The sequence below is a fragment of the Paraburkholderia sp. LEh10 genome, assembly GCF_017814945.1.
Taxonomy (GTDB): domain Bacteria; phylum Pseudomonadota; class Gammaproteobacteria; order Burkholderiales; family Burkholderiaceae; genus Paraburkholderia.
This window is the reverse complement of sequence record NZ_JAGIPX010000033.1, coordinates 60513-83137: the sequence shown is the minus strand read 5'-3', so window position 1 is coordinate 83137 and position 22625 is coordinate 60513. Positions and strand designations below refer to the sequence as shown.

At 62.6% G+C, this 22625-nt stretch carries 23 protein-coding genes and 2 pseudogenes; 15 read left to right on the top strand and 10 right to left on the bottom strand.

The features are described 5' to 3' along the window. The first annotated feature begins 3 nt into the window (after positions 1-3). Complete coding sequence (locus tag J8I87_RS25490; RefSeq protein WP_245254157.1) at positions 4-672, top strand: response regulator transcription factor; 669 nt, start codon at positions 4-6, stop codon at positions 670-672. A gap of 92 nt (positions 673-764) precedes the next feature. Here the strand turns inward: J8I87_RS25490 and J8I87_RS25485 are convergent, their stop codons facing one another. Both J8I87_RS25485 and J8I87_RS25480 read right to left on the bottom strand, forming a co-directional pair. Continuing rightward, positions 765-1658, bottom strand: a complete 894-nt coding sequence (locus tag J8I87_RS25485) for an AraC family transcriptional regulator (RefSeq protein WP_209934794.1) — start codon at positions 1656-1658, stop codon at positions 765-767. 17 nt (positions 1659-1675) lie between these two features. Beyond that, a complete protein-coding gene (locus tag J8I87_RS25480) occupies positions 1676-2344 on the bottom strand; it encodes an AraC family transcriptional regulator (RefSeq protein ID WP_245254156.1) in 669 nt (222 codons plus the stop codon). A gap of 387 nt (positions 2345-2731) precedes the next feature. On the opposite strand from J8I87_RS25480, the gene J8I87_RS25475 reads away from it, so the two are divergent. The 5 genes from J8I87_RS25475 (at position 2732) to J8I87_RS25455 (ending at position 7820) form a co-directional block, all read left to right on the top strand. Continuing rightward, positions 2732-3667: a helix-turn-helix domain-containing protein gene (locus J8I87_RS25475; protein ID WP_209934792.1), complete on the top strand. Its 936-nt coding sequence runs from the start codon at positions 2732-2734 to the stop codon at positions 3665-3667. Positions 3668-3730: 63 nt separating this feature from the next. Then, positions 3731-4138: a DUF3331 domain-containing protein gene (locus tag J8I87_RS25470; RefSeq protein ID WP_209934790.1), complete on the top strand. Its 408-nt coding sequence runs from the start codon at positions 3731-3733 to the stop codon at positions 4136-4138. Between the two features lie 404 nt (positions 4139-4542). Beyond that, positions 4543-5676 (top strand): NADH:flavin oxidoreductase/NADH oxidase, encoded by a 1134-nt coding sequence (locus J8I87_RS25465; protein ID WP_209934789.1) that lies wholly within the window; start codon positions 4543-4545, stop codon positions 5674-5676. A 203-nt stretch (positions 5677-5879) separates the two neighbouring features. Further along, on the top strand, positions 5880-7364 hold the full coding sequence (locus J8I87_RS25460) for a winged helix-turn-helix domain-containing protein (RefSeq protein ID WP_209934788.1): 1485 nt from the start codon (positions 5880-5882) through the stop codon (positions 7362-7364). A gap of 54 nt (positions 7365-7418) precedes the next feature. Then, entirely contained in the window at positions 7419-7820 is a 402-nt protein-coding gene (locus tag J8I87_RS25455) for a response regulator transcription factor (protein ID WP_209934787.1), read from the top strand. 36 nt (positions 7821-7856) lie between these two features. On the opposite strand, the gene J8I87_RS25450 is transcribed toward J8I87_RS25455, so the two are convergent. Together J8I87_RS25450 and J8I87_RS44935 are read right to left on the bottom strand one after the other, a co-directional pair. Then, complete coding sequence (locus J8I87_RS25450) at positions 7857-9518, bottom strand: Na/Pi cotransporter family protein (protein WP_209934786.1); 1662 nt, start codon at positions 9516-9518, stop codon at positions 7857-7859. 189 nt (positions 9519-9707) lie between these two features. Continuing rightward, positions 9708-10133 (bottom strand): hypothetical protein, encoded by a 426-nt coding sequence (locus J8I87_RS44935; protein WP_245254155.1) that lies wholly within the window; start codon positions 10131-10133, stop codon positions 9708-9710. Positions 10134-10250: 117 nt separating this feature from the next. Between J8I87_RS44935 and J8I87_RS25440 the strand changes: the two genes are divergently transcribed. Further along, positions 10251-10661 (top strand): PhoU domain-containing protein, encoded by a 411-nt coding sequence (locus J8I87_RS25440; RefSeq protein ID WP_409518800.1) that lies wholly within the window; start codon positions 10251-10253, stop codon positions 10659-10661. A 277-nt stretch (positions 10662-10938) separates the two neighbouring features. Here J8I87_RS25440 and J8I87_RS25435 read toward each other — a convergent pair whose 3' ends face one another. Beyond that, on the bottom strand, positions 10939-11325 hold the full coding sequence (locus J8I87_RS25435; protein WP_209934783.1) for a hypothetical protein: 387 nt from the start codon (positions 11323-11325) through the stop codon (positions 10939-10941). A gap of 339 nt (positions 11326-11664) precedes the next feature. Here J8I87_RS25435 and J8I87_RS25430 point away from each other — a divergent pair, with 339 nt between their 5' ends. The 8 genes from J8I87_RS25430 (at position 11665) to J8I87_RS25400 (ending at position 17392) form a co-directional block, all read left to right on the top strand. Then, positions 11665-12096, top strand: coding sequence for an NUDIX hydrolase (locus J8I87_RS25430; RefSeq protein ID WP_209934782.1), 432 nt, complete (start codon positions 11665-11667; stop codon positions 12094-12096). 298 nt (positions 12097-12394) lie between these two features. Further along, positions 12395-12667, top strand: coding sequence for a hypothetical protein (locus tag J8I87_RS25425; RefSeq protein ID WP_209934781.1), 273 nt, complete (start codon positions 12395-12397; stop codon positions 12665-12667). 426 nt (positions 12668-13093) lie between these two features. Next, a complete protein-coding gene (locus J8I87_RS25420; protein WP_209934780.1) occupies positions 13094-14182 on the top strand; it encodes a DNA-binding protein in 1089 nt (362 codons plus the stop codon). Continuing rightward, positions 14182-14421, top strand: coding sequence for a hypothetical protein (locus tag J8I87_RS25415; RefSeq protein ID WP_209934806.1), 240 nt, complete (start codon positions 14182-14184; stop codon positions 14419-14421). Before J8I87_RS25420 ends, J8I87_RS25415 begins: the two co-directional genes overlap by 1 nt. A gap of 23 nt (positions 14422-14444) precedes the next feature. Next, on the top strand, positions 14445-14867 hold the full coding sequence (locus tag J8I87_RS44930; RefSeq protein WP_245254153.1) for a hypothetical protein: 423 nt from the start codon (positions 14445-14447) through the stop codon (positions 14865-14867). Then, positions 14815-15336 (top strand): hypothetical protein, encoded by a 522-nt coding sequence (locus tag J8I87_RS44925; protein ID WP_245254152.1) that lies wholly within the window; start codon positions 14815-14817, stop codon positions 15334-15336. Before J8I87_RS44930 ends, J8I87_RS44925 begins: the two co-directional genes overlap by 53 nt. Positions 15337-15728: 392 nt before the next feature. Beyond that, complete coding sequence (locus tag J8I87_RS25405; protein ID WP_209934779.1) at positions 15729-15923, top strand: hypothetical protein; 195 nt, start codon at positions 15729-15731, stop codon at positions 15921-15923. 485 nt (positions 15924-16408) lie between these two features. Then, on the top strand, positions 16409-17392 hold the full coding sequence (locus J8I87_RS25400) for a hypothetical protein (RefSeq protein ID WP_209934777.1): 984 nt from the start codon (positions 16409-16411) through the stop codon (positions 17390-17392). Between the two features lie 558 nt (positions 17393-17950). Here the strand turns inward: J8I87_RS25400 and J8I87_RS46370 are convergent. The 5 genes and pseudogenes from J8I87_RS46370 to J8I87_RS25375 all read right to left on the bottom strand — a co-directional run. Further along, positions 17951-18186, bottom strand: a pseudogene (locus tag J8I87_RS46370) (DUF4158 domain-containing protein); the annotation flags it as partial. Positions 18187-18809: 623 nt separating this feature from the next. Next, positions 18810-19136: a hypothetical protein gene (locus tag J8I87_RS46050; protein WP_313065824.1), complete on the bottom strand. Its 327-nt coding sequence runs from the start codon at positions 19134-19136 to the stop codon at positions 18810-18812. Between the two features lie 478 nt (positions 19137-19614). Next, positions 19615-21297, bottom strand: coding sequence for a PHA/PHB synthase family protein (locus tag J8I87_RS25385; protein ID WP_245254150.1), 1683 nt, complete (start codon positions 21295-21297; stop codon positions 19615-19617). A 533-nt stretch (positions 21298-21830) separates the two neighbouring features. Further along, entirely contained in the window at positions 21831-22169 is a 339-nt protein-coding gene (locus J8I87_RS25380) for a Tn3 family transposase (RefSeq protein ID WP_313065819.1), read from the bottom strand. A gap of 155 nt (positions 22170-22324) precedes the next feature. Next, positions 22325-22555 (bottom strand): annotated as a pseudogene (locus J8I87_RS25375) (ribonuclease R); the annotation flags it as partial. Positions 22556-22625 lie beyond the last annotated feature (70 nt).

Below are 22625 nucleotides of genomic sequence, written 5' to 3'. Positions count from 1 at the left end.
GCTATGTCGTGCACGCAGGATTGCCCGTCGTCCGGCGACCCGGGCATGGACGATGCGGCGCCGATGGTCTATGTCGTCGACGACGACGAGGCGCTGAGACGTTCGTTGAGTTCGTTGTTGCGCTCGGCGGGCTACCTTGTCGAAGCGTTTGCTTCGTCGCGCGCGTTTCTCGAATTCCGTCGTTCCGACGTACCGAGCTGTCTGATCCTTGACTTGCAACTCGATCACGAAAATGGACTCGCGGTCCAGAAGGAAATGGCGCGCGTCGGCTTGACCATGCCGATCCTGTTCATGACTGGATACGGGGATGTTGCCGCCTCGGTCAAGGCGATGAAGGGCGGCGCGCTGGACTTCCTGACCAAGCCGTTCGGCGACGATGAGATGCTCGACGCCGTCGGCTGCGCGCTCGCGCTCGACCGCCAACGACTCGGGCGCGAGCGCGCACTGGATGACGATCGCCGGGCATATGCGACGTTGACGCCGCGTGAGCGCGAAGTGATGACCCTTGTGATCGCGGGCCGGATGAACAAGCAAATCGCCTCGGAGCTCTCCGTGCAGGAGATCACGATCAAGGTTCATCGCGCGCAGGTGATGAAGAAGATGCGGGTGCGCACCTTGCCGGATCTCGTGCGCAAGGCCGAGGCACTGGGCGTGCAGCCTCCTCGCACGTAGTTGAGCGAGCACGCCCGCATGCGAACGAGAGGCCGTGCAGGTGCGCGATGTCGCGTCGCAGAGGCGGCCGCGCACTTGCGGAGTTGCCGCCATCACTGGCGCGCTTGACGCCATGCGCGCGGTGTGGCGCCCGTCATCTGCGAGAAAACACGCGTGAAATGGCTTTGATCGGAGAAGCCGCATGAGATTGCGATTTCCGTGATTGACAACGTGCCGCGTTCGAGAAGACCGCGCGCGATGTCGATGCGTCGTCGCATCAACCACTGGTGCGGCGCGAGCCCGGTGGAGCGGCGGAATGCGCGGCAGAAGTATGCGGGAGAGAGCTCGCACGCGGCGGCGAGTTCGAGTATCGACAGGCCGTCTTCGAGGTGAGCGTCGATCATCGCCTTGGCGCGCAGTTCCTGCCATGGGGCGAGTGCCCCCGTCTTGCGTGCATCCGCGACCCGCACGCCACTGTACGTCGCTGCGAGATGGCTATGCAGCGCGATCAACAGACCATCGACAAACAATTGCGGCACGGTGTTGCCGGCAAGCGCGGGCAGCAGCAACTCCCCGATCATCGCGACGAATGGATCCTGGATGCCGTGCGGAATGGCGAGTTCGCGGATCGCGGTGCAGTCTTCCGCGGCGGCGATACGCTGCAGCGAAGCTTCCGGCAGATAGAACTGCAGGCAGTCGAACGCCGTGGGAAGGAACGCGGAGGGGCGGGCAGCAAGATCGACCGCCGACACGGCTCCGCGGGCATAGGGCGTCACGTGCTCGGGCTTGCCGTCCAACCACAGCTCGTGTCGGGGCAGCGGCTGCAGCTGGAGGCATAAAACGAACGCGTTTTCCGGCGGGATAGGGTCGGTCAGGTTGACGGCGCCCGGCGTGGACGTCAGGCGCGTAATCGTGACGTCCGGCGTTTGAAGCATTGAACTCCTGAGCACCGGCATGGGCGGCAGTCTGAAGTACTGGGCGGCTTCGTTGCCGTAATGGTTGGACATCGGCGAATTCCTGAGGCTTAGCCCGATGGTGCGCGAGTCCGTTCCGCCCGCGACTGCATGGGTGTTCGCCTCGCCGCCTGCCAGGCACGCGGCGTGGTGCCCGTCAGCTTGACGAATACGCGGGTCAGGTGACTCTGATGTGAGAAGCCACAGGCCGTTGCGATCTCGCTCAACGAGCAATCGTTTCGTATGAACATTTGCTTGGCTCGCTCGACGCGCCGCCGCAGGAGCCATTGCTTCGGCGTCTCGCCCGTCGCGCGCTTGAGTGCACGGGACAGGTGTGTGGCCGTCAGTGTTGACGCGGCGGCAAGCTCGGCCGGCGTCAGCGGCGCGGACAGATGCGTGTGGGCATGTTCGAGTAGCGCTCGATACTGGCGTGCCGTCATTCCGCGGGTGTCTCGCTCGAGCGCGTGCGCCGCGCCGCCGGGCCCCGCGGCGTGGCCGTAGATCGCGAGCAGCAAACCGTGTATGACACCGCGCGTTTGTGCGTGCGGAGAGGCGAGCGCATCGCGCAACAGCGCACCAAGCCGGGTCGACACGGGGTCGCCGTTCGTCAACTCCTCTACCAGTGTTTCAAGTTCGCGTGCGACCGCGGGATCCGGCTGCCACGTGCCCGCCACTTGCGGGAGCGGCGCGTGCAGCGCGGATGCCAGCGACGCAAGCCGCGATAGCTCAACTATGGACATGCGGGGCTTCCGGTTTCGACATCCGGGCGAATGCGCATGCGTGCGTGCGGACCACGGGGCGTGCAATGCGGGCGGTTCGCTTCCATGCATCGCGTGATCTGACCGGACGCTGCACATCCAGCTTTCGGCCTGAATCCTAGCACGCGAAAATTCGGACAAGTCGCGCGTGAAACTGCACTTTATAAAATTTTTATGCTTCGAATTCCACGGATGATTCAGCAATTGCTTAGGTAATTGTGCAAACCATGGCCGATCTGGTCACGGTGACGTGTGTGGCTGCGATTGCCGGATCAAATCGTGCAATGCCGGGCAAAAACGTTCAAGAAAGTCTCCGCTGGCGTATCCATCATTCACGCAAGTACCGTGAACGAACACCGAGCTTCCGCGATGAAGACGTCGTTGCCAGCTACCCTGATTGCGTCGCTCACTCCCGGATTGAGGCCCGGCGGCGATCGCGTCGAACTGGAATCTCACTGGCGCCGTCCGGTCGACGAGAACCGACGCGCGGTCAGGCTGGCGCGCTGGACGCGCCATCTCGCCGAGCCGGAGGAGGTCACGCACGGCGGCCATGACACGGTTCATTGCGTCGGCATCAACCTGAAATCCACATCGTTGAGGTTCGAGCACGCCGACGCGGTTCTGTTCGACGGCCGCGTGATGCCGGGCGCAATCCAGGTGACGACGCCACGCGTTGCGACGCGCGCGTGCTTCCATTGCGCTTGCGACGTCCTGCATCTGTTCGTTTCGGCCGGCTGCCTGTCCGAGTGCTATCAGAGCCTTTTCGACGAGGGCCCATCAGCGGACGTATTGCTCGACGATCCGCGCGTGCGATACGACCCGGTGATTGAACGGCTCGCTCTGGCGCTTGTCGCCGCACAGGCCGGCGACATCGCGTGCGGCGCGATGTTCGTCGACGCAGTGGGCCTCGCGATCGTATCGCGGCTCGTCGCGCATCGCTTCGAAGGCATGGCGCGGCGGGCGCATGACGCGGCGTTACCGGGATGGCGCATGCGGCGTGTCGCCGAATACGTGGAGGCTCACTTGTCCGAGCCGATCGAACTGGTCGACATGGCCGGGAGCGCCGGGCTCACGCGCATGCAGTTCGCGGCCCAGTTTCGGCGGGCGACGGGCTTGCGGCCCCACGAGTACCTGCTGAAACGCCGGATCGAACGCGCGCAGACGCTGCTTGTGACGTCGAAGCTGAACGTGCTCGATGTCGCGCTCGCCTGCGGATTCCGATCACAGGCGCATTTTACGATGGTGTTCCGACGGTTCGTCGGTGACACGCCGCATCGTTGGCGAATCAGGGCGACTTCTGGATAACACGGGGTACACCAGACGCTCGCGCCGGCGCAGTACGCTGGCGGGACAAGGGAGGGCAGCATCATGTCGATATTCGAAACGAATCGCGATCCGTGGCGGTGGACGGTCGATCTGCTGTCGCGGGTGTATGCCTATCCTGCGATGGTGGCGGAGCGTGTGCTGCAATCTCGCGGGATAGCATCCAGTGCCGTACATCAGGCGACGATTCGTTTGCTTGAGCGGCAGACGGACGTGACCGCCACGATTGCGTGGAGCGAGGCGACCCGTTGCTCGTACGGCGACCAGACCTGGCAAGCGGCCCGCGCGCGTGGCCCGGGCGTATGCGCGATGAGCGGACGAGCGATCCGCCGTGGCGACGAGGTCTTTCAGCCGCGCCACTGTCAGCCGCCCGCGCTGAATGCCAGCGAGATGATCCTCGCGTCGGTGCTGCGCACGGCCGAGATCGGCGATTTCGAGCCGGTGATCGCATGATGCGCTGTGGCGCGTCGGACAGCGTCGCGCTCAAGCGTCGGTGTGCCCTTGCGAGAGCACGTTGCAGCGGAACACGATTCAACGAATAAGCCAGGCGGCAGCGGATGATCCAGAGCATCGTCCATCTGGTGCAGAATGCGCGCGCCATGAATGCGAAACGATGTCGGCTAACACTCGGAGCGCGTAGAAGATGAGTGGCAGCATCGGACGTTGAGCGTGCGCCGTAGCGTTCCCGAGCCGGTCCCGTCCTGTCTGTCGCGTTGCGTGCGACGCAATCTGGCATTCCGTTTCGTGAGTATTCACGTCATGGGTACGAGCCCGTAATGTCGCGGTGACGCGAAACGCGACTTTATCTCCCGTCGCGTTTCCCAACCTTACGTTCACCATTTGCCGAAGGGATCGCCATGTCCTCAATACTCTTCACGCCGCTCGACGTTGGCCCGGTTCGCATGCCAAACCGGATTGCCGTATCGCCTATGTGCCAGTACAGCGCCGTCGACGGCCGCGCCAATGACTGGCACCTGATGAACCTCATGCAGCTCGGGATATCCGGAGCAGGCCTGATCATGCTCGAAGCCACCGCTATTGAGCCTCAGGCCCGCATTACCCACGGGTGCCTCGGCCTCTATGACGATGCGTCGGAAAAGGCTCTCGGGCACGTGATCGAATCCGCGCGGCGGGTCGCGCCGGAGGGTACGCGCTGGGGGATCCAGCTCGGGCATGCGGGACGGAAGGCGTCAGCACAGCGTCCGTGGGAGGGACGCGGGGCGCTCGGTCCCGATGAGCGACCGTGGATCACCGAAGCTCCGTCGGCCATTCCGTTCGTTGCGGGCTGGCATACGCCGCGGGAAATGACGGTGGACGGCATCACCCGCGTGAAAGCGGCCTTTGTTGCCTCGGCATCGCGCGCCGCCCGTTTGGGCTTTGACGTTGTGGAGATTCACGCCGCGCACGGTTATCTGCTGCATCAGTTTCTCTCGCCGCTCGCCAATCGTCGACAGGACGACTACGGCGGCACGCTAGAGAACCGGATGCGACTCACGTTGGAGATCGCCGATGCCGTAAAGGCCGCACTGCCTCCGGAAGTTGCACTCGGTTCTCGCATCACGGGGACGGACTGGCTGCCAGACGGTATCACCGTTGATGAAGCGGCGACGCTGGCAAAAGCCCTCGAACAACGTGGCGTGGCCTATGTATGCGTGACGTCGGGTGGCGTAGCCCCTGCCAGGATTCCAGTGGCCGCCGGGTATCAAACGCACCTCGCGGCCGAGGTAAAAGCGGCCACCGGAGTAATTACCCGGACCGTTGGCATGATCGTGGCGCCGCGACAGGCTGAAGCCGTGCTCGCCGAAGGGCAGGCGGACTTCGTTGCGCTGGGGCGTGCCTTCATCGACGATCCGCGTTGGGTATGGCATGCAGCCGAGCAGCTCGATGCGCTCGACGGGATCCAGTATCCCCCACAGTACGAGCGCGGCGGGGCGCGTAACTGGCGTGGCTCCGCGCTGCTTCGCCCTCGCGAAGGAGCCGGGCGTATCTGATCGCGCCGCGTTCGCCCGCTGCGCCTCAGCTCCGCGCCGTGGATGGAACCGAGCTTAGACTTATGGATAATGGTCCGGTGCTCGACCACCCTCTAGTATGCGTACGAGCCCTGCCGTATTTGCTCCGCATGATGAGCGGGGAGTCGAATCCGGCACGATGCCAGCGTCGCGAGGCACGGGCGAATATGGGGAGAGCGTGGGAAATGCACAATTTTGATCGAGTGTCGGTCTCTCTCGAATGCCGTCAGGTGTTCGCCGATGGTCAGCCTCAGCATATCGGGGCTCGAGCTTTCGAAATCCTGGAACTTCTCATCCGTGCCGAAGGGGGGCTGGTCACGAAGGACCATATCATGCGTACCGTATGGCCGAACACAGTTGTCGTTGAGAACAACCTTCACGTACATATTTCGACGCTACGGAAGTTGTTTGGCGGCAAGCACGGCTGGATCCGGACGGAGGCGGGCAGGGGCTACCGTTTGGCGCCGCCCGCCGAGAATACACGCGTGCCGGTTGTCGACGCTGTACCTGTGCAGGCACACGCGCTCACCGCACAGCGCAAATGGTCGTTGATTGGCCGCGAAGACGAGCTTGCAGAGCTTCGCAACTTGTTCGAGCGGGAGGTGCTCGTGACCCTGGTGGGCCCCGGCGGGGTCGGAAAATCACACCTTGCACTCGAAGCCGCGGCGGCCCTGGCATGTTCGCGCAGGATCAAACTGTGTCACGTCGATCTCGCCAGTGTGACCGGGCGTGACAAACTCATGGGGACGCTGCTGCGCGCGCTTCGCGGTTCCGGAGATTCCTGCAACGTCGAAAGCGACGACGTCGTGCGCGAAATAGGCGCTCGCAAGCTTGTACTCGTATTCGACAATTGCGAGCGGTGCGTGGACGAGCTGGCAGAGCTCTGCGAAGCCATCGCAGCTTCGAATGCAGCGGTCTCGATGATCGTGACAAGCCGCGAACCACTGCGGGTCGCTTGCGAACGCATTTACCGGGTTGCCCCACTTGCTGTGCCGGACACTGGGGCGAGCGAGAGCGATCTGGAGGCATGCAGTGCAGTCAGGGTTTTCATCGCACGTGCGCATGCAATGGGGACGGACTTCCCCCGCGACCTCAAAACGCTGCGGATGGTCGCCAGCGTATGTGGAAGACTCAATGGCTTACCCCTGGGGCTGGAGCTTGCCGCCGCGCGGGCCGCATCGCTTGGCATAAAGGGGCTCCTGGCAGATCTGGACCGTTCGCTGTTGTCGCTCTCCGGTGGGTTGCGCACTGCGCACCCGAGGCAACGGACACTACGGGCGAGTGTCGAATGGAGCTACGAGCTGCTCGGAGAGGCTGAGCGTACCGTGTTGCGGCGACTCGCGGTCTTCCCCTCTACTTTCAGGCTCGAAGCGGCCTGTGAACTCGCCACGTGCGAGCAATTGGGACACGACGCCGTGCTCGATTGCGTGGTGAGTCTCGCGTCCAAGTCGTTGCTCCTCGTGCACGCGGCCGGACTGTCGAAATATTATTCACTGCTTGACTGCGTTCGCATGTACGCATTTGAAAAACTCGAGGAAGCCGGTGAGCGCATGCAGGTCAGCAAGCGTTACCTGTCGAGCCCCGGCATCGATACTTTGCTGACGGCCCCACGGCGATCCTCGCCGATGGCATTGACCATTGCGGCACCGGCTACTGTCCCGTATATGTAGCGGCCAGCGCGCGATTCAATTCATATCTGGTTTAAATTATCTGGTTTAAATTAAATGGGCATTGTCTGCATCATCGATGACGACGCGTTGATACGGAAGAGTCTGACGAGTCTGCTGAAATCAGCCGGCCATACCGCGGTGCCTTTTTCTTCCGGAGAGGACTTTCTCGCCTTCGCCCAAAGTGGGCGTGCTGGCTGCGTCCTGCTGGATCTTGAATTGAAGGGCGCGAATGGGCTCGAAGTTCAGCGGCTGCTGCTCGAACGGGGCGTGGACGCTCCCGTGATTTTCATATCGTCGCACGGCGACGAGGCGGCCGTTGGTCGGGCGCTTGAACAGGGCGCACGAGCGTTCTTGCACAAGCCGTTCTCGCCGGAGGAAATACTGGATCTGATCGAACGTCTCTCGCCACATCCCGCGTCCGGGCAGGGAAGCGGGCCTGACGGTGGCAATGCGTGACTGCTCGAGTCGAGCACCTCCGAAATTTATTTCGGACTACATCTCGTTTGCGGCAATCCGACTGGGCAGCAGGGCTCCCGTGCGTTCGAGGACCGGGTACGCGGCGGCGGCCACGATATGCGAATTGATGAGCTTCAGGTCACGGAGCAGATCGAGGTGCAGTGCACTGGTCTGGGCCGTGTCGATGCGCCCGGAACGCAGGCGGCCAAAGTGGGCTGCCGTCGCCGCGGATTCCGCCTCCCGGAAGGCCACCTTCTCGTCAGCCAGCATGCGGGCCGTACGGGGATCCTCCGTCATGAACAGCGACGCGGCGGTACGCAGATTGGCCATCAGGCGGTCCATCATGGCCAGCAGTTCCGCTTCCCCTTCCTTCGAAAACGCAAGTCCGCGCTTCATGCGCTTGGTGGCGTGCGGGAGCAGGTTCAGATCCACCACATCGCCCGCCTGCTCGATGTTGATCGCGAAGGTCAGGATTTCGTGTAACCGCCTATGGTCATTCTCGGCAAGCTGTTCGGGATCGAGCGAGGTCAGGTACGTCTTGATCGCCGTATTCAGGCTGTCCAGGATGTCATCGCGCCGGCGGGTTTCCAAAATCAGCTTCCGGTCGCCCTCCACCAGCGCCGCACGGGCACCCATCAGCATCTCGCCGAGCACATCGGCGAGACGCAGTGCCTCACGTGCCGCATTGCCAAGCGCCACCATCGGAATCTGCCGTGCGGCTGGATCCAGATAAAGGGGCCGCGACGGATCGGCCGGGTCCGCGCGCTGAGGTAGCAGCCGGCCTAGCAGTCGCGCGTACGGAGACAGCACCGGCAAGAACAGGCAGGCAAGCACGAGGTTGAACAGCGTATGAAAATCGGCTACCACCCGGGCATTGTCCGGTTCCATCGCAACCATGAACTGGCCAAGCGGCCCGAGCAAGGCGAGCGCGATCACGACGCCCACGACCCGCGAGAGCAGATTGCCCACCGGCAGCCGCTTCGACGCCGGATCGCCTGCGGTGGTGCCTTCCAGCAGCGGGTTGATTGCCGTGCCGAGATTCGCACCCAGCACCAGTGCGAACGCGGCATCGGGCGGCACCACGTTCTGCGCACACAGCGACATGATGAGCAGGATGATTGCCACGCTTGAATGCGCGGCCCAGGTCAGACCCGCTGCCAGCAGCACATCCACCAGCGGCACAGTGGATGCGGCGCCTAGCAGCATGCGCAGACTAGGCGCGTCCTCGTAGTCCGTCATCAGCCCGAGCGACTGGTGCAGCGCGAGCAGCATCAGGCCCAGGCCAATCAGGACGCGGCCCAGATCGTGTGCCCGTGTGTCCGAGGCCTTCCGGAACATGAGCACGCCGATGAGTATCAGCGCCGGCGAGGCCGCTACAACATTGAACGACAGCACCTGCACGATCAGTGTCGTGCCGACGTTAGCACCGAGCATGACGGCGAGCGCGGGGACCAGCTCGACCAGGCCGCCAGCAGCGAAGCCGGCCGTCATGAGCCCCGTCGCCGTACTGCTCTGCAATACCGCGGTGACGCCCATCCCGGCCAGGAAGGCGCCCAGCCGCCCGCGCAGGGCCCGCCCCAGCACTGAGCGAAGACCGGCACCGAATGCCCGCTGGATGCCGGTCTGCACCATGTGGGTGCCCCACAGCAGCAGCGCAACGGATCCAGCCAGATCGATCAGCGTGAACGTCAAGGTCATGAGCGAGAGCTCTCCGTGGCAAACGACGGGGTCATGTGACTCTTCGTGCGGGCGTGTCGCGCGTTGCCAGCATGTTCGCATCGGAGCCTGAACCGTTACCGGCTGAACCCGGACAGCGCAAGCGCGACTGCGTCTCGCAAGCCCTGGTTGTCGCCGCCATACGATGCAAATATCAGGCCCGGCGCACGGTCATTTCGATTTTGGTGGCCGGCCGGTTTTGACGGGCTCGACAGCCTTGACGGCTGCGAGAAGGCGTTTCGTCGGCTTGGACTCCAGCAGAAGCAGGCCCGCGCGCACGAGTTCGCTCTTTTTCACGGCGACGCCCGCATCGAGGCACCGCTGCTTGAGCACCGCGAGCTTTTCATAGTCCGCCCTCGGCATCGTGAAGGTGTCCCGCACGACCTTTTCCCGCTTGACCTGCTCCTTGCGGTGCCGAACGACGTGCAGGAGAGGCTTTCCAACGGTTGTTGCCTTTCGGATCTTCGCCTTCGTCGCCGAACGTCGAGCCTTCGTCTTATTAACGGACTCGTTATCTGCAGCTGCCTTGTTGGCACCTGCAACCGGGTGCACAGATGGTCGTTTGCCGCTTCCGTTCCGGGTGGCCTGTGGCTTCATGGTTTTGCGCAGAATTTACAAACGATACAAACAGTTTATTCTCTTTTGAGCGGAGGGCGTTTTCGATGTCGGACACGTACATTTCCAGCGGGTTCGACGCTGACCTTGTTCTTCGAGATGGATGGACTCGTTCAATCGCAATTGAACGATGCGATGGAAGCGCTCAGCTGCTTCGACATGGGCCTGGTCGAGAAGGTGGTTGATGACGAACATCGACTCAATGAGATGGAAGTCGAGATCGATGCCGAGTGCGGCAACATCTCTCACGGCGCTAGCGCCCAGTGCATCCGACCTGCGTCGACTGATGGCCATCTCGAAGGGCATTACCAATCTCAAGCGTGCCGGCGATGGGGCACGCAAGATCGCGAAGTGCACGCGCCGGATCGCGAATGGCGGCGCCGGCACGAACGTCAATGTTGCCGAGATCCAGTCATCCGGTCAGATGGCCGTCGCCATCCTCCACCACGCGCTCGCCGCATTCGGCCGGCTCGATACGGTTGCGGCTGCACAGACCACGCGCGACGATGAGGCGATCGACGACCGGTACCGCGCTTTTGTGCGCAAACTGCCAACGCGTACATGGCTGAGAATCCTCGCATCATCGCTTCTTCGCTCGACTATCTGTCCATGTCATCAGTCATCGAGCGGATTGGGAATCACGCGAAGAAGTTGAGAACCGGACCGAAGGGGCACGATCACTCATCCATCGTGTGAAGCCCGGGGTGATTGTTGGGCTTCCTTGCACACTCAAAGGACGCCAACTGGTTCCGCCGGAACGGGTCGCATCCGGGAGCAGGCGCCCCGTTCACATCTGGCGGGCGTGCCCTTTTTCAGGCCGTTGCGTGTGTTCGCGGACGGACCGCAAGATTCCGCGTGAAGCTAACACGCCCGGTGACTGCCGCAAGGGCGTATCCGAGCGTTCTGCACAATCCTGAGCGAACAGGTCGTCCACGATCGTGCGCGCTGCGATGTACCCGCCATTCAGGGCGTCGGCTTCGCTATCGAACGGGTGGCCGCCTGCTTCACCCAGTCTGAGTGGCGACAGGCGGGGCACGGCGCTGCCCGCCTCACAAATCCGGACGACAGCGACATAGCCCGGATGTGGCGATGCGCGTTTTGTTGGGCCGCTGCGGAAACCGGATTCGACTGCGACCTGCAGGGCGAACCCTTTGTATTCGTACGTACGTGTCATGGCATGCTCCATTTACTTGCCGTGTCTTGCAGGCTCGCATGCCTGACATGGCCTTCGGCCGCGCGCAGACGTCGTGGAATCCGCTTGCAGTCATGCGTGAGAACGCATCCTTGTGCAATCCAGATTGAGATAGCTCGTCCGCCCGGCTCGAAAACCCGTAATTGTGACATCTTTGTGACGGCATGGTGTACACACTGCACATCGAACTCTGTTCGAAGTCGCGCCCGGCGGATCGCCGCCTGCCGCGAATGTCTTCACAAGCCCGGAATTTTGATCGGGCGGCTTCATCACCTGCGTCGTCATAAAATCGTCGCCTCGCTTAACAGGGTCGGGCTGCGCATGAAAGACAGGGCAACGGTGCTGTGTATCCGTGAGGAGCGGTACTGCTGGTCGCGAGGGCGCTCGCGATGGGCGCTGCCCGGTGGACGGATGAGGCGCGACGAGATGCCTGTTGATGCCGCGCGGCGCGAGCTTGAAGAAGCGACGGGACTGGTTGCGACGGAGCTGATCTATCTCTTCCAGTTTGGTGGTCTGTGCACGCTGCACGATGTCTTTTTGGCTGGTGTCCCGGCCGACGCGGTCGCACAGCCGGGCAACGAGATCGCACGATGCCGGTGGTTTATGCCGTCGAAGATCGCCACACTTTCGGCGAGCGTCCGCACACGCGGTATCGTCGAACTGCTGTTAGCACCTTGCCGGATTCAGTGGGTTGCGCCATCTGATCAGACGGCGACGCCAGCCCGCGAAGGCATTACCATAGCGGCGAAATAAAAAACCGGCTCGCAGGGACACCGCTTAAGACTTAGGTATCTGGAACGCTCTCCGTCACACGCGCGCAACAAGCTATTGGCGACGTCGAACCGGTGTGATGGATGATGAAGGCTGGTACGAGCAGCAGCGGACCGGCGTTGACAAGGGCGTCAAGAAAAACGATCTGCGCAGGCGTATGCTCGTGTAGTGCGGCATGCTGGAGCCAGCGACTTCCGACATCGCATTGGGACAACCAGTTGCTGCGTGAAAATGCCTTCAGCAAATCCCCGCCAGAGCCGGCGCTCTCCGGAGGTGTCATATGAAGCGTGTCTATGATTACCTCGGGTTCGAAGTTGAGGTCAGTGTCGAGGCACATCACGGTCAGTCCGATACCGGTCAATCGCGTTACGGACTCGGGTATCTGGCCATTGTGACGATCACAAAGGCAGGCCAGCCCGTTTCATGTTTCGCGCCGTTGCGGCTCGGAGAAACGGTGGGCCACCCGTTCCGGAACCAGGCAGACGCCCTGATGGGCGGCTTTTCCGCTGGACGTCGTCTGATCGACGATCTGGGAGACAACGACGGCGGCTAGCATTGCGCCTGCACATCACCGACTTGCTTCGCGCGAGTGATTCGCACGTTCAATGTGTTGGCAGACTGGCTGTGCGCTTGCGGATCTATCGCGGTGGAAATTGCGTTGACAATGGCGTGTGATCATCCCGGGTGCCTGCGGCGCGCATGAACATGGAGGGCGTTAGGAGGCCCGCAATACAACGCCACAACAGGAGCGCGGACATGCCGACGACACTGTCGAACGTCCGGCGGCGGGTTCGGCATGAAGGTGAGTCTTTTCCGGAAGGGTGAGCGTTTCCGGGAGCGGGCCGTTCATCAGACCCTGAAATAGGTGCACTTGCGCACAAGTTAACTCGACATTATCGGGTAATGTCAGCCCATCGTGAATTGGATATGCGACGCTTTACGTTGTATTGTCAACGCATCGCAACGTCCTCCCCTCGCCATGTCCGGTGACCTGTCCGCGATTTCGTCCGCTGTGCCCTCCGATGACGCCCGGCTCGCCGCCGACATCGGGCGGCTCAAGCGCGACTTTCCGAAGACGCGCGAGCTGTACCGCGAGGTCTGCGCGCTGCTGTTCTTCCGCTACGGCCAGGCGCCGACCGCGAACCGCCTGTACCAGCTCGTCAGGCGCGGCAGCATGGGCACGCCCGCGGCGGTGCTCGGCGAGTTCTGGGCGGAACTGCGCGAGAAAAGCCGCGTGCGGATCGAACACCCGGACCTGCCCGCCGACCTGCGCGACGCGGCCGGGGAACTGGTCGCGACGCTGTGGACGCGCGCGACGGCCTCGGCGCAGGCGGAACTCGAGTCACTGCGGGCGGAAGTGGAGGCGCAGCGCACCGAGGCCGAGCAGCGGGTCGCCGCGGCGCGCGGCGAACTGGGCCGGACGGAGACGGCGCTCGAGCAGCGCACCGCGGCACTGCTGGCCGCCCAGGTCGAGGTGCGCGAACTCGAGAAGGCCCAGGCCGAGGGCCGCGCGGCGCGCCAGGCGCTCGAAGCTGAGGTCGGCCGGCTGAAGGCCGAGGTGGCGGCGCGCAATCGCGAACTGGAGAAAGTGCGCGACCGCTTCTCGCGCGATCTGGAAAAACTGCGCGAGACCGCGGAGCGCGCGGAAGAGCGCCTGCGGGCCACCGAAAAGCGCGCACTGCTCGAGATCGACCGCGAGCGCGGTGCTGCCGCGAAGCTGCAGAAGGAACTCGATGAAGCCACCAGGCGCGCGGACAAGCGGGAGGCCGACCACCGCCGTGCGGTCGAGGCGCTGCAGGCGCAGCTCGGCGACGCGCGCCATCAGGCGGGCGTGCTGCAGGGGCGCCTGGATGCCGTGCAGGCCACGAATGAAGCGCTGCAGAACCAACTGGCGGAACGACGCAGGACCGAAGCCGACACTTCCCGTCCGGCCCGTTTGAAGACCGCGACTTCACGTCCGGCGGTGGGCCGTCCGGTGCGCACGCCCGCGCCAGCACGCAAGGCGCCGGCCGCCCCGGTTTCCTCCAGCAAGACGGCGGTGCGCCGGAAGAAGCGGGGCCAGGCGTGATGGAACAGAAACCTCGCGAGCGGAATGGGCGGACCGGGCGGACGGCGCGTACCAGGCGCAAGGCTCCCGCCTGTCCGCCGATCGGCGCGCTGATGCGCTACGGGGAGCGGACGGTGCGCGTGGTCGCCGAAGCGAGCGGTCGGCGCGTGATCATCGAGTCGGTCAATGAGGACGGACGCGCCTTTCGCAGCACGGTGAAATGGCTTAGCCTGAGCGCTCTTGGCGATCAATTCTTCTGAGCGCGATCACGATGCAGCCGACCATGCGGCAACTCGATATCTTCGCCGACAGCCGCGACGTGGTGTTGCGCAATGACGTGCTCGGGCCGTTGCAGCGGCGCGATGTAGTGGCAGCCCGAACTGCACTGGCGCGGCTCGCCGAGGAATATCCGGACGATGCCGCCTTGTCCGCGATGACCGTGCTGGTTGGCGAGCTCGAAGGCGCATCGACAGCATCGTTTGCTGATCACGCAGCGCTGGCCAGCGCCCGCCGTCACCTCGAGGACGACGTACTACCCGCAATCCGACGGGTGCTTCCCGCGCAGGCGGTGCAGTCGTGGATTGCACCGTGCTGGCGATCGCTTGCCCATCGGGCCGTGACTCTGGCCTTTCGCGGCAACAATGCCGACAGTCATGCCGTACCTCTATGGCTGCTGGCGGGCGGGCGACGGGGCGGCCGCGAGTGAAGCGGTTGAGAGAATTGAATCGTGGTGGCGCATCCCCGCACCGCTCGCATGGATGACCGAGGCTCGCTACCGGACGGGCGGGGTCGACGGCGCGTGGCCGTTGCTTGCGGAACTGGCGTGGCTGGCGACGGGCCGGTTCGCCGCGTTGCTGCCCGACGCCTCTCTTGACACACTGCACCGGCGCTTTGATGCGGAGTTCCCCGGCACGGGCGAGGAGGAGTACGTATGGTTTCCGGCGTGGCTGCTGGTCGTCAAGCCGGCGCTCGCGGGCCGGCTGGGCGAGGCGCGCGTCCAGCGTGATCAGGCGGCGTCCCGTGCGACGCCCCTGCTGTGCGAGATCCTGCGACGGGAGCACGAAGGCGACCGGCACGAACTGGTCGACCTGCGTCAGGAATTGAGCCGGCTGCATGCCGGCCTGTTCGACGCCTATATGGCGAATATGGCGACACGGAAAGTGCCGCACCGATGAGGCGGTCGCACAGATTGCCCGACGGTGCTTCGTGGTACGAGTTGGGTGCTATCAGCATGACGTTGTCAACGACTGCAGTCACGCCGTGAGATTTCACATCGGTGGCCCACTGAACCGCATCGCCCGAACGGTTACCTCTTCATAGGGGCACAGGTGGGGACGAACGACGACATGGGTGCCTGATCGCGCTGCCGCATCCGTTGCAGTGCAGGAAGGCGCAATCTGCCCAATATGCGGGGCGACCCGGATTGCCGCGCCCCGGCGCTCCTCCTACCATCAACTCCCCGCACCATTTGCAGCGAGTGCGCCACCCATCGGCAAGGCGCCGTCAAAAGCGGACGTCTCAGCCGACGCACTCCATACAGCACCTACTAAGCTCTCAGGAGGCAAGCATGCTCAGCGCCCATGAATTTGCGACCTTGATGCTGGTAAGGGACTCGGCCGACCACATTGCCGAGCGCGAAGAACTCGACACGTTGCTTGAACGCCAGCTCGTCGCCATGGAGCAGCTTGCCGGCGGGGCTGTACGGCCTCGCGTGACGCAGGATGGCGATTCGTTTCTTCGTCACTTTGCGCGTAGGCACTGACTGGCCTAGACCTGCCGGAGGTGGGCTGGAACCGGGGCGAACATCACCCAACGAACTTCGCTGCGAGCGAGGCCGCGCAGACCGACTCGTTGCTGTGAACGTCGCGCAGATGCTCGTCGTTGAAAGGACAGGCGTGCCAGCGTTGCACCGCAGGACTTTGCCGTGCGACATGGCGTTGTCATGGCCCGGACAGGAACTGGATATCTCTATACTCGAAGAGAGGCGTGGTATCGGGTATTGCCCGCATCGGTCAGGTAGCCTGTAATCCGTCCGGGGGCGACGCGGGCCTTGCTAATAAGTTGCTTGAAAAGGGGCGTCGATCTCATCGAAGGCGAAAAGTGCATTGCAGTTTCGGCAAATCCACATGGCTATCTTTTGGCCGCTTGGGATGCTGAAGTGCTGAAGGTCGGCCAAGCTGCTGTGACCAGTGCCGCAGGAGCGGCGTCGATGGCGGTATTGTCCACTCACACCTTAGGGGGTACGCCGTGGGAAACCCACTCACCTGGTTCGAGTTTGAACAAGACGACCCAGCGAAGCCCGGCCAAATCAACATACGCGTTTCATCGCCAAAGGACGACCCTCGATACATCGACCGAATGGTCTCCGCCGTAGGATTCAGTATTTACCTGGGCGGCTATCATGTGTTTTGCCGAGGAATTAACGTGCCGGTCTTTGTGCCGGAGCAGATGGTCGATTTTGGAATTGGCGCCGCTATCGAAGCATCAAATCAAATTTTCGATACCGTCGACGATGCCAGGGCGGTTGCGGCCGCGAACGCCCACCAACCAGCGATAGCCTACTTTCTGGGAGCGGGAGGGGTCGTCGTCGCGCCTACCGTAATGTGTCCAGCGACCACACCGCAGCTCGTCGCCACGATGCTCGAGGCACGGAAAGAACTTGGCAAGGCTGTCGCCGACGAGCTTACTGTGCTCGCCGTTTCTCTCGTCGGTGGCATGATCATCAGAGCACTCATGTCTCGCATCGCTGGTGTCCAGCGCGGCGGGAAAGTACCGCCTAACAGAACGCCAACCGTACCGAAGATTCGGGCCCGGAACGATCAGATCAACGTCGGGGGCGGGCTGGAGGCCGGCAGCGATCAGTTCACGAACCTGAACCCGGTCAAGCCGGAAAGTGGTGGCGCATCGAAAGGAATCCCTAACCACGTCCAGGCTTCGTTTGAAGAGATAGGCGAGATATTTCAGCCTGGTACCGTCAGGCACATCATCTCGAACCGCCTTCGCTTTGTGGATGTGAAAGACTGGCCTCGTGCAGCCAAAGGCGCCTTTCGGGTCTTGCGGTCGGGCGGGCGTCTCGGGACCGGTCATCCGATGAGCGGAATGAACGTATGGGCCAATGAAGAAGAGGTTGCCGTGATGATCAAGTCATTCAAGGATGCCGGCTTCAAGGACATAAGGAACGTCGGGATGAAGTCAGGTCCAGGCGTTGTCATTTCGGCTATCAAGCCTTAGTTAGGCAAACAGGTTACCTCAGTGAAACGCCCGAAGCTTCTCGATGCTCGGCGGAGTAGACGGACCATAGCTGTCATTGGCCGTTGGTCGCGCCAACGGCGGCTCCGACTGTAAGCGGCAGCCGAGTCAGCATCGTCAGCAGAACAAAGGCTCGAACGCCGCGCGCGCATCAGTTGCGCAACACTTTCGTCGGCCGCATCTTGCCGATCGCCCTTGTTCCCTGCCGCGAGGGCGGCACGCGACCTGCTCCGCATTACCGGGACAGCGAACCCCAACGCCAACTTCGATCTGTCCACGTTGAGCCTTTTAGACCAAAAGATCAACGGTGTCTTTAGGCCATCCGACTGGATCCGTTTGGCGAAGATTCTGAAACTGGTGCCGTGATTTACAGCCGGCGCGGTCGTAGCGTGCGAGCGCCGTGCTCGGCCGAGCGAGAACACGGACTTCTCCCATTTCTCCGGGATCCAGTCGAGCGGCAACTGCGCAAGGTCGGCGTTGCCTGGCAGCAGGTATTCGCGCCGCGATGAGTGGAATTGCCTGAGCCAGTCGAACGCCTTGCGCAGCGCATCGTCGTGATCGATGATTGCAAGCGGCAAGTCACAAACGGGCGGCATGTATCCGAGACGCTGCAACAGCTTCAGTTGGGCGAGGATCAGCACGCGCGTCGGCGCTTGCCTGAACTGGCCGCAGATGAAGCGAATCTCGGCCGCGCTGGGCGTGTAGACCTTGCGCAGTTCGTCCTCGCTTACCTCGGCTGGCAGTACCGGGTAGGCAGTCTCATGCACGGTGCTCATGCAGGCGGCCCGGGTCGGGAATCCGGAATGCGAATCCTACGACAGATCCATTGCCGACAGTACTCTCGAACGGCGTAACGTGGATTGGCGAGAGCGCTTTGGCGCGCGTGATGGCAGCGACGCGGTCTGCGCTGCAAGCTGCCCTTGAAGGAGGGCGACCGGGGACTCGTTCCCATGTCGCGCCGGACACCAGTGCAATCGACGATATGTAGTGGACTGTTGAACTGGCAGGGGGACCCGTCGTTTCGGGTCGCAGGTCATTCACCGTGGGGCAGCGATTCGGCCGATCGCGGCGGTGTTTATAGCATTTGTACTCGGTGGGCATGGCAGGAGTTGCGGGTGCGCCGTGTGAACAAGAAGGAACCGATTACTTGTCCACGAATGGCCGTTCCGAGCGACCGCTCAACTCTGATACCAGCCCCTTGCACTTCGGGGGCTCGACCGGCCGCAACGGGTCGCGAGTACTCATCCGACGGCAGTAAGAGCTGACAGTCGCGGTCGCGGCGGTGCGAATGGCAGAAGAGCAACCTGAAGCCGACTTACCAAAGGCGAGACCGAACCGGGATCAGGTTCCAGGCCCATATTATAGGCGTCAATGAAACGCGCCCAGTCCACATGTTTAATCAGGTCGATGTGCTCGAATACCTACGTCCCGGTTGAGCAATTCGTCGAATTGAACTCGGAACCGATCGGGGTACCGGCACCGAGTTCCAGAATTGCGTAAGCGCCGGATGAATAGCGTCGCGCCACCGCCTTCCGCTAAAAAGCCCATAGTGATCGCAGTCAGTAATCGTGATCGTCGCCCGCCTGGACCCGGGCATTGCGCCGCACAATGTGTGGGCGGCGTGAGTTTGCCCGGCGCCGGTGATGTTGTCGCGGTCGCCCTCAATCGTGCACAGCGCGAGGGAGGAAAGCGCCTGCGGGGTACGAGACGGGCGCCGATGCGCCATGTGCCACGCGCGAGCCACTGCTCCTGAAAGATTACACGGATCGCATCAAGAAAATAGCGTTCATTCATGTCAAGCAGCGCTGCATAATCGCCGAGGCTGCGCAGACTACGTGCGATTCCTTCCACATCGCCGGCGATCCAGTTCGACCCGTAGCCCGCCGGCGCTGTCCGCCGGCCCGTAACGGGACGATTGACGCCGTTGGCTCCCGGCAGCAAGGCGCCCAACGTCCTGGCAGGCAGCGGCGCCGGTGCGAATTCGCGCAAGCGCGCGCGAAACGACAACGCCGTCATCATCGGCACAGCCGAACCCGAGCCGGGCCGGGGCAGGGCGATGACTTGCGGCGCCTGGCCCTGCACTCGTGGCTGCGTAGCGCGATTCGGCTTATGCGTCATAACGGCATTTCGTTTGTTACGAACTCGAGGGGACTGGGGAATCAGGTCTCCTGAGCCGGCTGCTTCTGGCGTGGTCGAGCGTGCCGTCAGCATTCGCGCACGTACGATCCAGGCGCATCACCCAGCGTGGTCCCTGCACCGACGGGTGGCGGATCGACGCGGCTGCCCGAACGACCGGCGAGCCATTGCTGCCAGCAGGGCCACCATGAGTCGTGCTGCACCGGTGTGACCTCGAGCCACTCGGCCGGACTCATGTAATGTTCGCCCTTGTGCCTGATCCGAAAGCGAAACCGGTGCGCATGGCCAGGGACGGAAACGATGCCCGCATTGTGCCCTCCCGATGTCAGCACGAAACCGATCTCTGTGTCGGTCAACAGGTGGAGCTTGTAGACGGAGCGCCATGGCGAAACGTGATCGCGTTCCGTACCCACAACAAACATCGGCACGTTCAGCGCGCCAAGGTGCACCGGTTTTCCGAGCGCATGATACCTGCCATCGGCGAGGTCATTGTGCAGATACAGATGCGTGAGCGTCTCAAGATGGAGCCGGTACGGCAACCGGGTGGTGTCGGCGCTCCAGGCCATCAGGTCGGTGGGCTGTGTACGCGTGCCGAGCAGGTATTCCCGTACGAGGCGCGACCAGATCAGATCGTGCGAGCGCAACATCTGGAATACCGCAGCCATCTGTTCGCCGTCCAGATAACCCTGTTCCCACATAAGTGCATCGAGATATGCCAGTCTGCTGGAGTCGACGAACAGACCCAGCTCTCCCGGCTCGCTGAAGTCGGTCTGTGCAGCGAAGAGCGTGATCGTCTTCAGCTCGGGAATCTCCTTTCGACGCGCCCGCGCATGTGCGGCGGCCCCGATTGCGAGGAGCGTACCGCCAAGGCAATAGCCTGCCGCATGCACAGGAGCGCTCGTGATGCGGTGGACCTGTTTGAGTGCGTCGAACAGGCCGGTTTCAAGATAATCAGTCAATCCGAGATCCCGTGCCTCCCCATGCGGGTTGCGCCATGAAATCATGAAGACCGTATGTCCGCGCTCGACGAGATAGCGGACCAGGGAGTGAGGTGGCGAAAGATCCAGAATGTAGTATTTAAGTATCCACGAAGGCACGAGCAATACCGGCTCGCGCCAGACTGTGGGACTCTGTGGCTGGTACTGGATCAGTTCTATCAGCGGATTGCGAAAGACGATCTTGCCGGGCGTGGCCGCAACGTCGCGGCCAAGTTGATGCGGAGCGAACCTGCGATTCGAACTGCCCGGTACGCGGGACGCAAGCAGGTCCCCCAGGTCTTCGAGCCAATTGTGTGCCCCTTTGATGAAGTTGCTCCCCCCTGTCTCAACAATCGCCCGCAGCACCTGGGGATTCAGCCACCAGCAATTGGCCGGCGACAGGACGTCTGTCGCTTGCCGCGCAGCGAAGTGCATCATCTGTTCGTTGCGCGGGTTAACGCCACGCACGTTGGTGGTCGCCTGCTGCCAGAACGAATCGTATTGGGCGAATGTGTTGCGCAGCAGGTTGAAGGGCCAATGACCCCAGCCAGGGTCGTCGAACCGCGGATCGTCGTTCCCGAGGTGATCGGGCAACGATCCGGTCATGAAGGATTCCAGGTAGGCGAGCACGTCAGTCGCGAGTGCGTACTGCTTGCCCGGCGTGCAGGCAAAATGAAGCATCCAGTCGAGCCACGCGAGCACGAGGGAGGCAGGCGACCCGCCACCTGAGGCGCGGGCGAATGCCGCATAGACGGCCCGGTCGAGCCGCGTCAATGTGGCTTCGAACGCCGCCTGCGGCGATTCCGTTTCAGGACCCGTCCCAGTGGCCGGCCCGGTCAGGCGTGCCGGCGAGACGGGGGCAGGGGACGATGGTGTCTCGATGGCTCGCATATGAATGAAAAGAGAGTCAGGTGTGGCGCGTCATTGTCTTGGCAGGGCTGAATTGCCCGACGGAGCTTGCCACAACATCGGCCGCCATGGCTGCAGCTAGCGATCCGGGAAACCCGACGACGACGGCGAGCGCGGCAGCACGCAAAGTCCTGCGAACGTACTCCTGGCCTGAAACGGCCCACTCCCACTCCGGATCTGCCGCGTCTCGCCGCCTGACTAGACGCCCTTGGCAGCCGTCGCGATCAATTTTCATGATAGTGCGCGGCAAGGCAACTGTTGTTGAGGGTTTGCGAGAAGTAGCGGCTGCACGTAGCGCGCGCGACTTTTTCTTCCAAACGGGCAGTCAAACCGTCATCCAGGCTGTCCGTAGCTTACCCGCTACTGACCGGATGGCGAATTTTGCCGGGCGCGCTGCGCTAGCGGGATGCAGGCAAGACGTGGAGGTGGACGTCTTGAAGCACGAGTGTTGGATGCGGCCACGTTCGTAAGTCCGTGACAAGTACCGCCCTACGATACACGCGGCCTGCGTCGCGCCGGCGGCCATCGAGGCCGCCGAGTTTCTTGTGGAAGTCGCGATAGCGCGGCGCGAACTGATAGCCGAAGGCATACCGGGTCCAGTAGTTTGCGTGGTTAGGGCCGTATGTATCGGTGGGATGCAACCGTGGGCGGATGTTGGAGATATCGTTGTAGAGCACATTGAACACGTAATGGCTCTCGTATTCGTAAGCGCCGAAGACCGTCAGGTTGAACGACACATGGTTGGCAACGGCGTTGTTGGCTGATGTCTTTGTCGAGGCCGAAGTACCTGGGGGAATGGCAGGTCTGAAAGGGGTGTCAACTGGGTTTCGAAGCGCTGGCCATCGGCGACCAGATCCAATCAAGCAGCGATGTGTTGAAGAGGTGGAAAGTGCAGACGTTCCAGCGTGTCGAGCAGCAACTGCTCGCCGATGAAATGACTGAACGCGATCACAACGAGAATGAGCAGTGGCACGATTGACAGCAATGCGTAGTAGGCGATCGCGCCGGCGAGCAGCAGCCCCTGGTTTTTGCGGAACCCCTTGCCGACCTGGAATATGAATTGCGCGGGATGCGCGGCAACAAAGCGCAACGCGCGCTTGCGTGTATCGTTGGTTGTGTTCACATCAGGCTCCGCCCGTTTATTTGCACTCGCGCCGCCCTCATCGCACGCGTTGAACGCGGCGCGCGCCGTT

Bases quoted from the DNA above. Each gene is read 5' to 3' on its own strand.
- J8I87_RS25490 (WP_245254157.1), top strand. From the start codon at position 4: ATGTCGTGCACGCAGGATTGCCCGTCGTCCGGCGACCCGGGCATGGAC.
- J8I87_RS25485 (WP_209934794.1), bottom strand. From the start codon at position 1,658: ATGTCCAACCATTACGGCAACGAAGCCGCCCAGTACTTCAGACTGCCG.
- J8I87_RS25480 (WP_245254156.1), bottom strand. From the start codon at position 2,344: ATGTCCATAGTTGAGCTATCGCGGCTTGCGTCGCTGGCATCCGCGCTG.
- J8I87_RS25475 (WP_209934792.1), top strand. From the start codon at position 2,732: ATGAAGACGTCGTTGCCAGCTACCCTGATTGCGTCGCTCACTCCCGGA.
- J8I87_RS25470 (WP_209934790.1), top strand. From the start codon at position 3,731: ATGTCGATATTCGAAACGAATCGCGATCCGTGGCGGTGGACGGTCGAT.
- J8I87_RS25465 (WP_209934789.1), top strand. From the start codon at position 4,543: ATGTCCTCAATACTCTTCACGCCGCTCGACGTTGGCCCGGTTCGCATG.
- J8I87_RS25460 (WP_209934788.1), top strand. From the start codon at position 5,880: ATGCACAATTTTGATCGAGTGTCGGTCTCTCTCGAATGCCGTCAGGTG.
- J8I87_RS25455 (WP_209934787.1), top strand. From the start codon at position 7,419: ATGGGCATTGTCTGCATCATCGATGACGACGCGTTGATACGGAAGAGT.
- J8I87_RS25450 (WP_209934786.1), bottom strand. From the start codon at position 9,518: ATGACCTTGACGTTCACGCTGATCGATCTGGCTGGATCCGTTGCGCTG.
- J8I87_RS44935 (WP_245254155.1), bottom strand. From the start codon at position 10,133: ATGAAGCCACAGGCCACCCGGAACGGAAGCGGCAAACGACCATCTGTG.
- J8I87_RS25440 (WP_409518800.1), top strand. From the start codon at position 10,251: ATGGATGGACTCGTTCAATCGCAATTGAACGATGCGATGGAAGCGCTC.
- J8I87_RS25435 (WP_209934783.1), bottom strand. From the start codon at position 11,325: ATGACACGTACGTACGAATACAAAGGGTTCGCCCTGCAGGTCGCAGTC.
- J8I87_RS25430 (WP_209934782.1), top strand. From the start codon at position 11,665: ATGAAAGACAGGGCAACGGTGCTGTGTATCCGTGAGGAGCGGTACTGC.
- J8I87_RS25425 (WP_209934781.1), top strand. From the start codon at position 12,395: ATGAAGCGTGTCTATGATTACCTCGGGTTCGAAGTTGAGGTCAGTGTC.
- J8I87_RS25420 (WP_209934780.1), top strand. From the start codon at position 13,094: ATGTCCGGTGACCTGTCCGCGATTTCGTCCGCTGTGCCCTCCGATGAC.
- J8I87_RS25415 (WP_209934806.1), top strand. From the start codon at position 14,182: ATGGAACAGAAACCTCGCGAGCGGAATGGGCGGACCGGGCGGACGGCG.
- J8I87_RS44930 (WP_245254153.1), top strand. From the start codon at position 14,445: ATGCGGCAACTCGATATCTTCGCCGACAGCCGCGACGTGGTGTTGCGC.
- J8I87_RS44925 (WP_245254152.1), top strand. From the start codon at position 14,815: ATGCCGTACCTCTATGGCTGCTGGCGGGCGGGCGACGGGGCGGCCGCG.
- J8I87_RS25405 (WP_209934779.1), top strand. From the start codon at position 15,729: ATGCTCAGCGCCCATGAATTTGCGACCTTGATGCTGGTAAGGGACTCG.
- J8I87_RS46050 (WP_313065824.1), bottom strand. From the start codon at position 19,136: ATGGCGCATCGGCGCCCGTCTCGTACCCCGCAGGCGCTTTCCTCCCTC.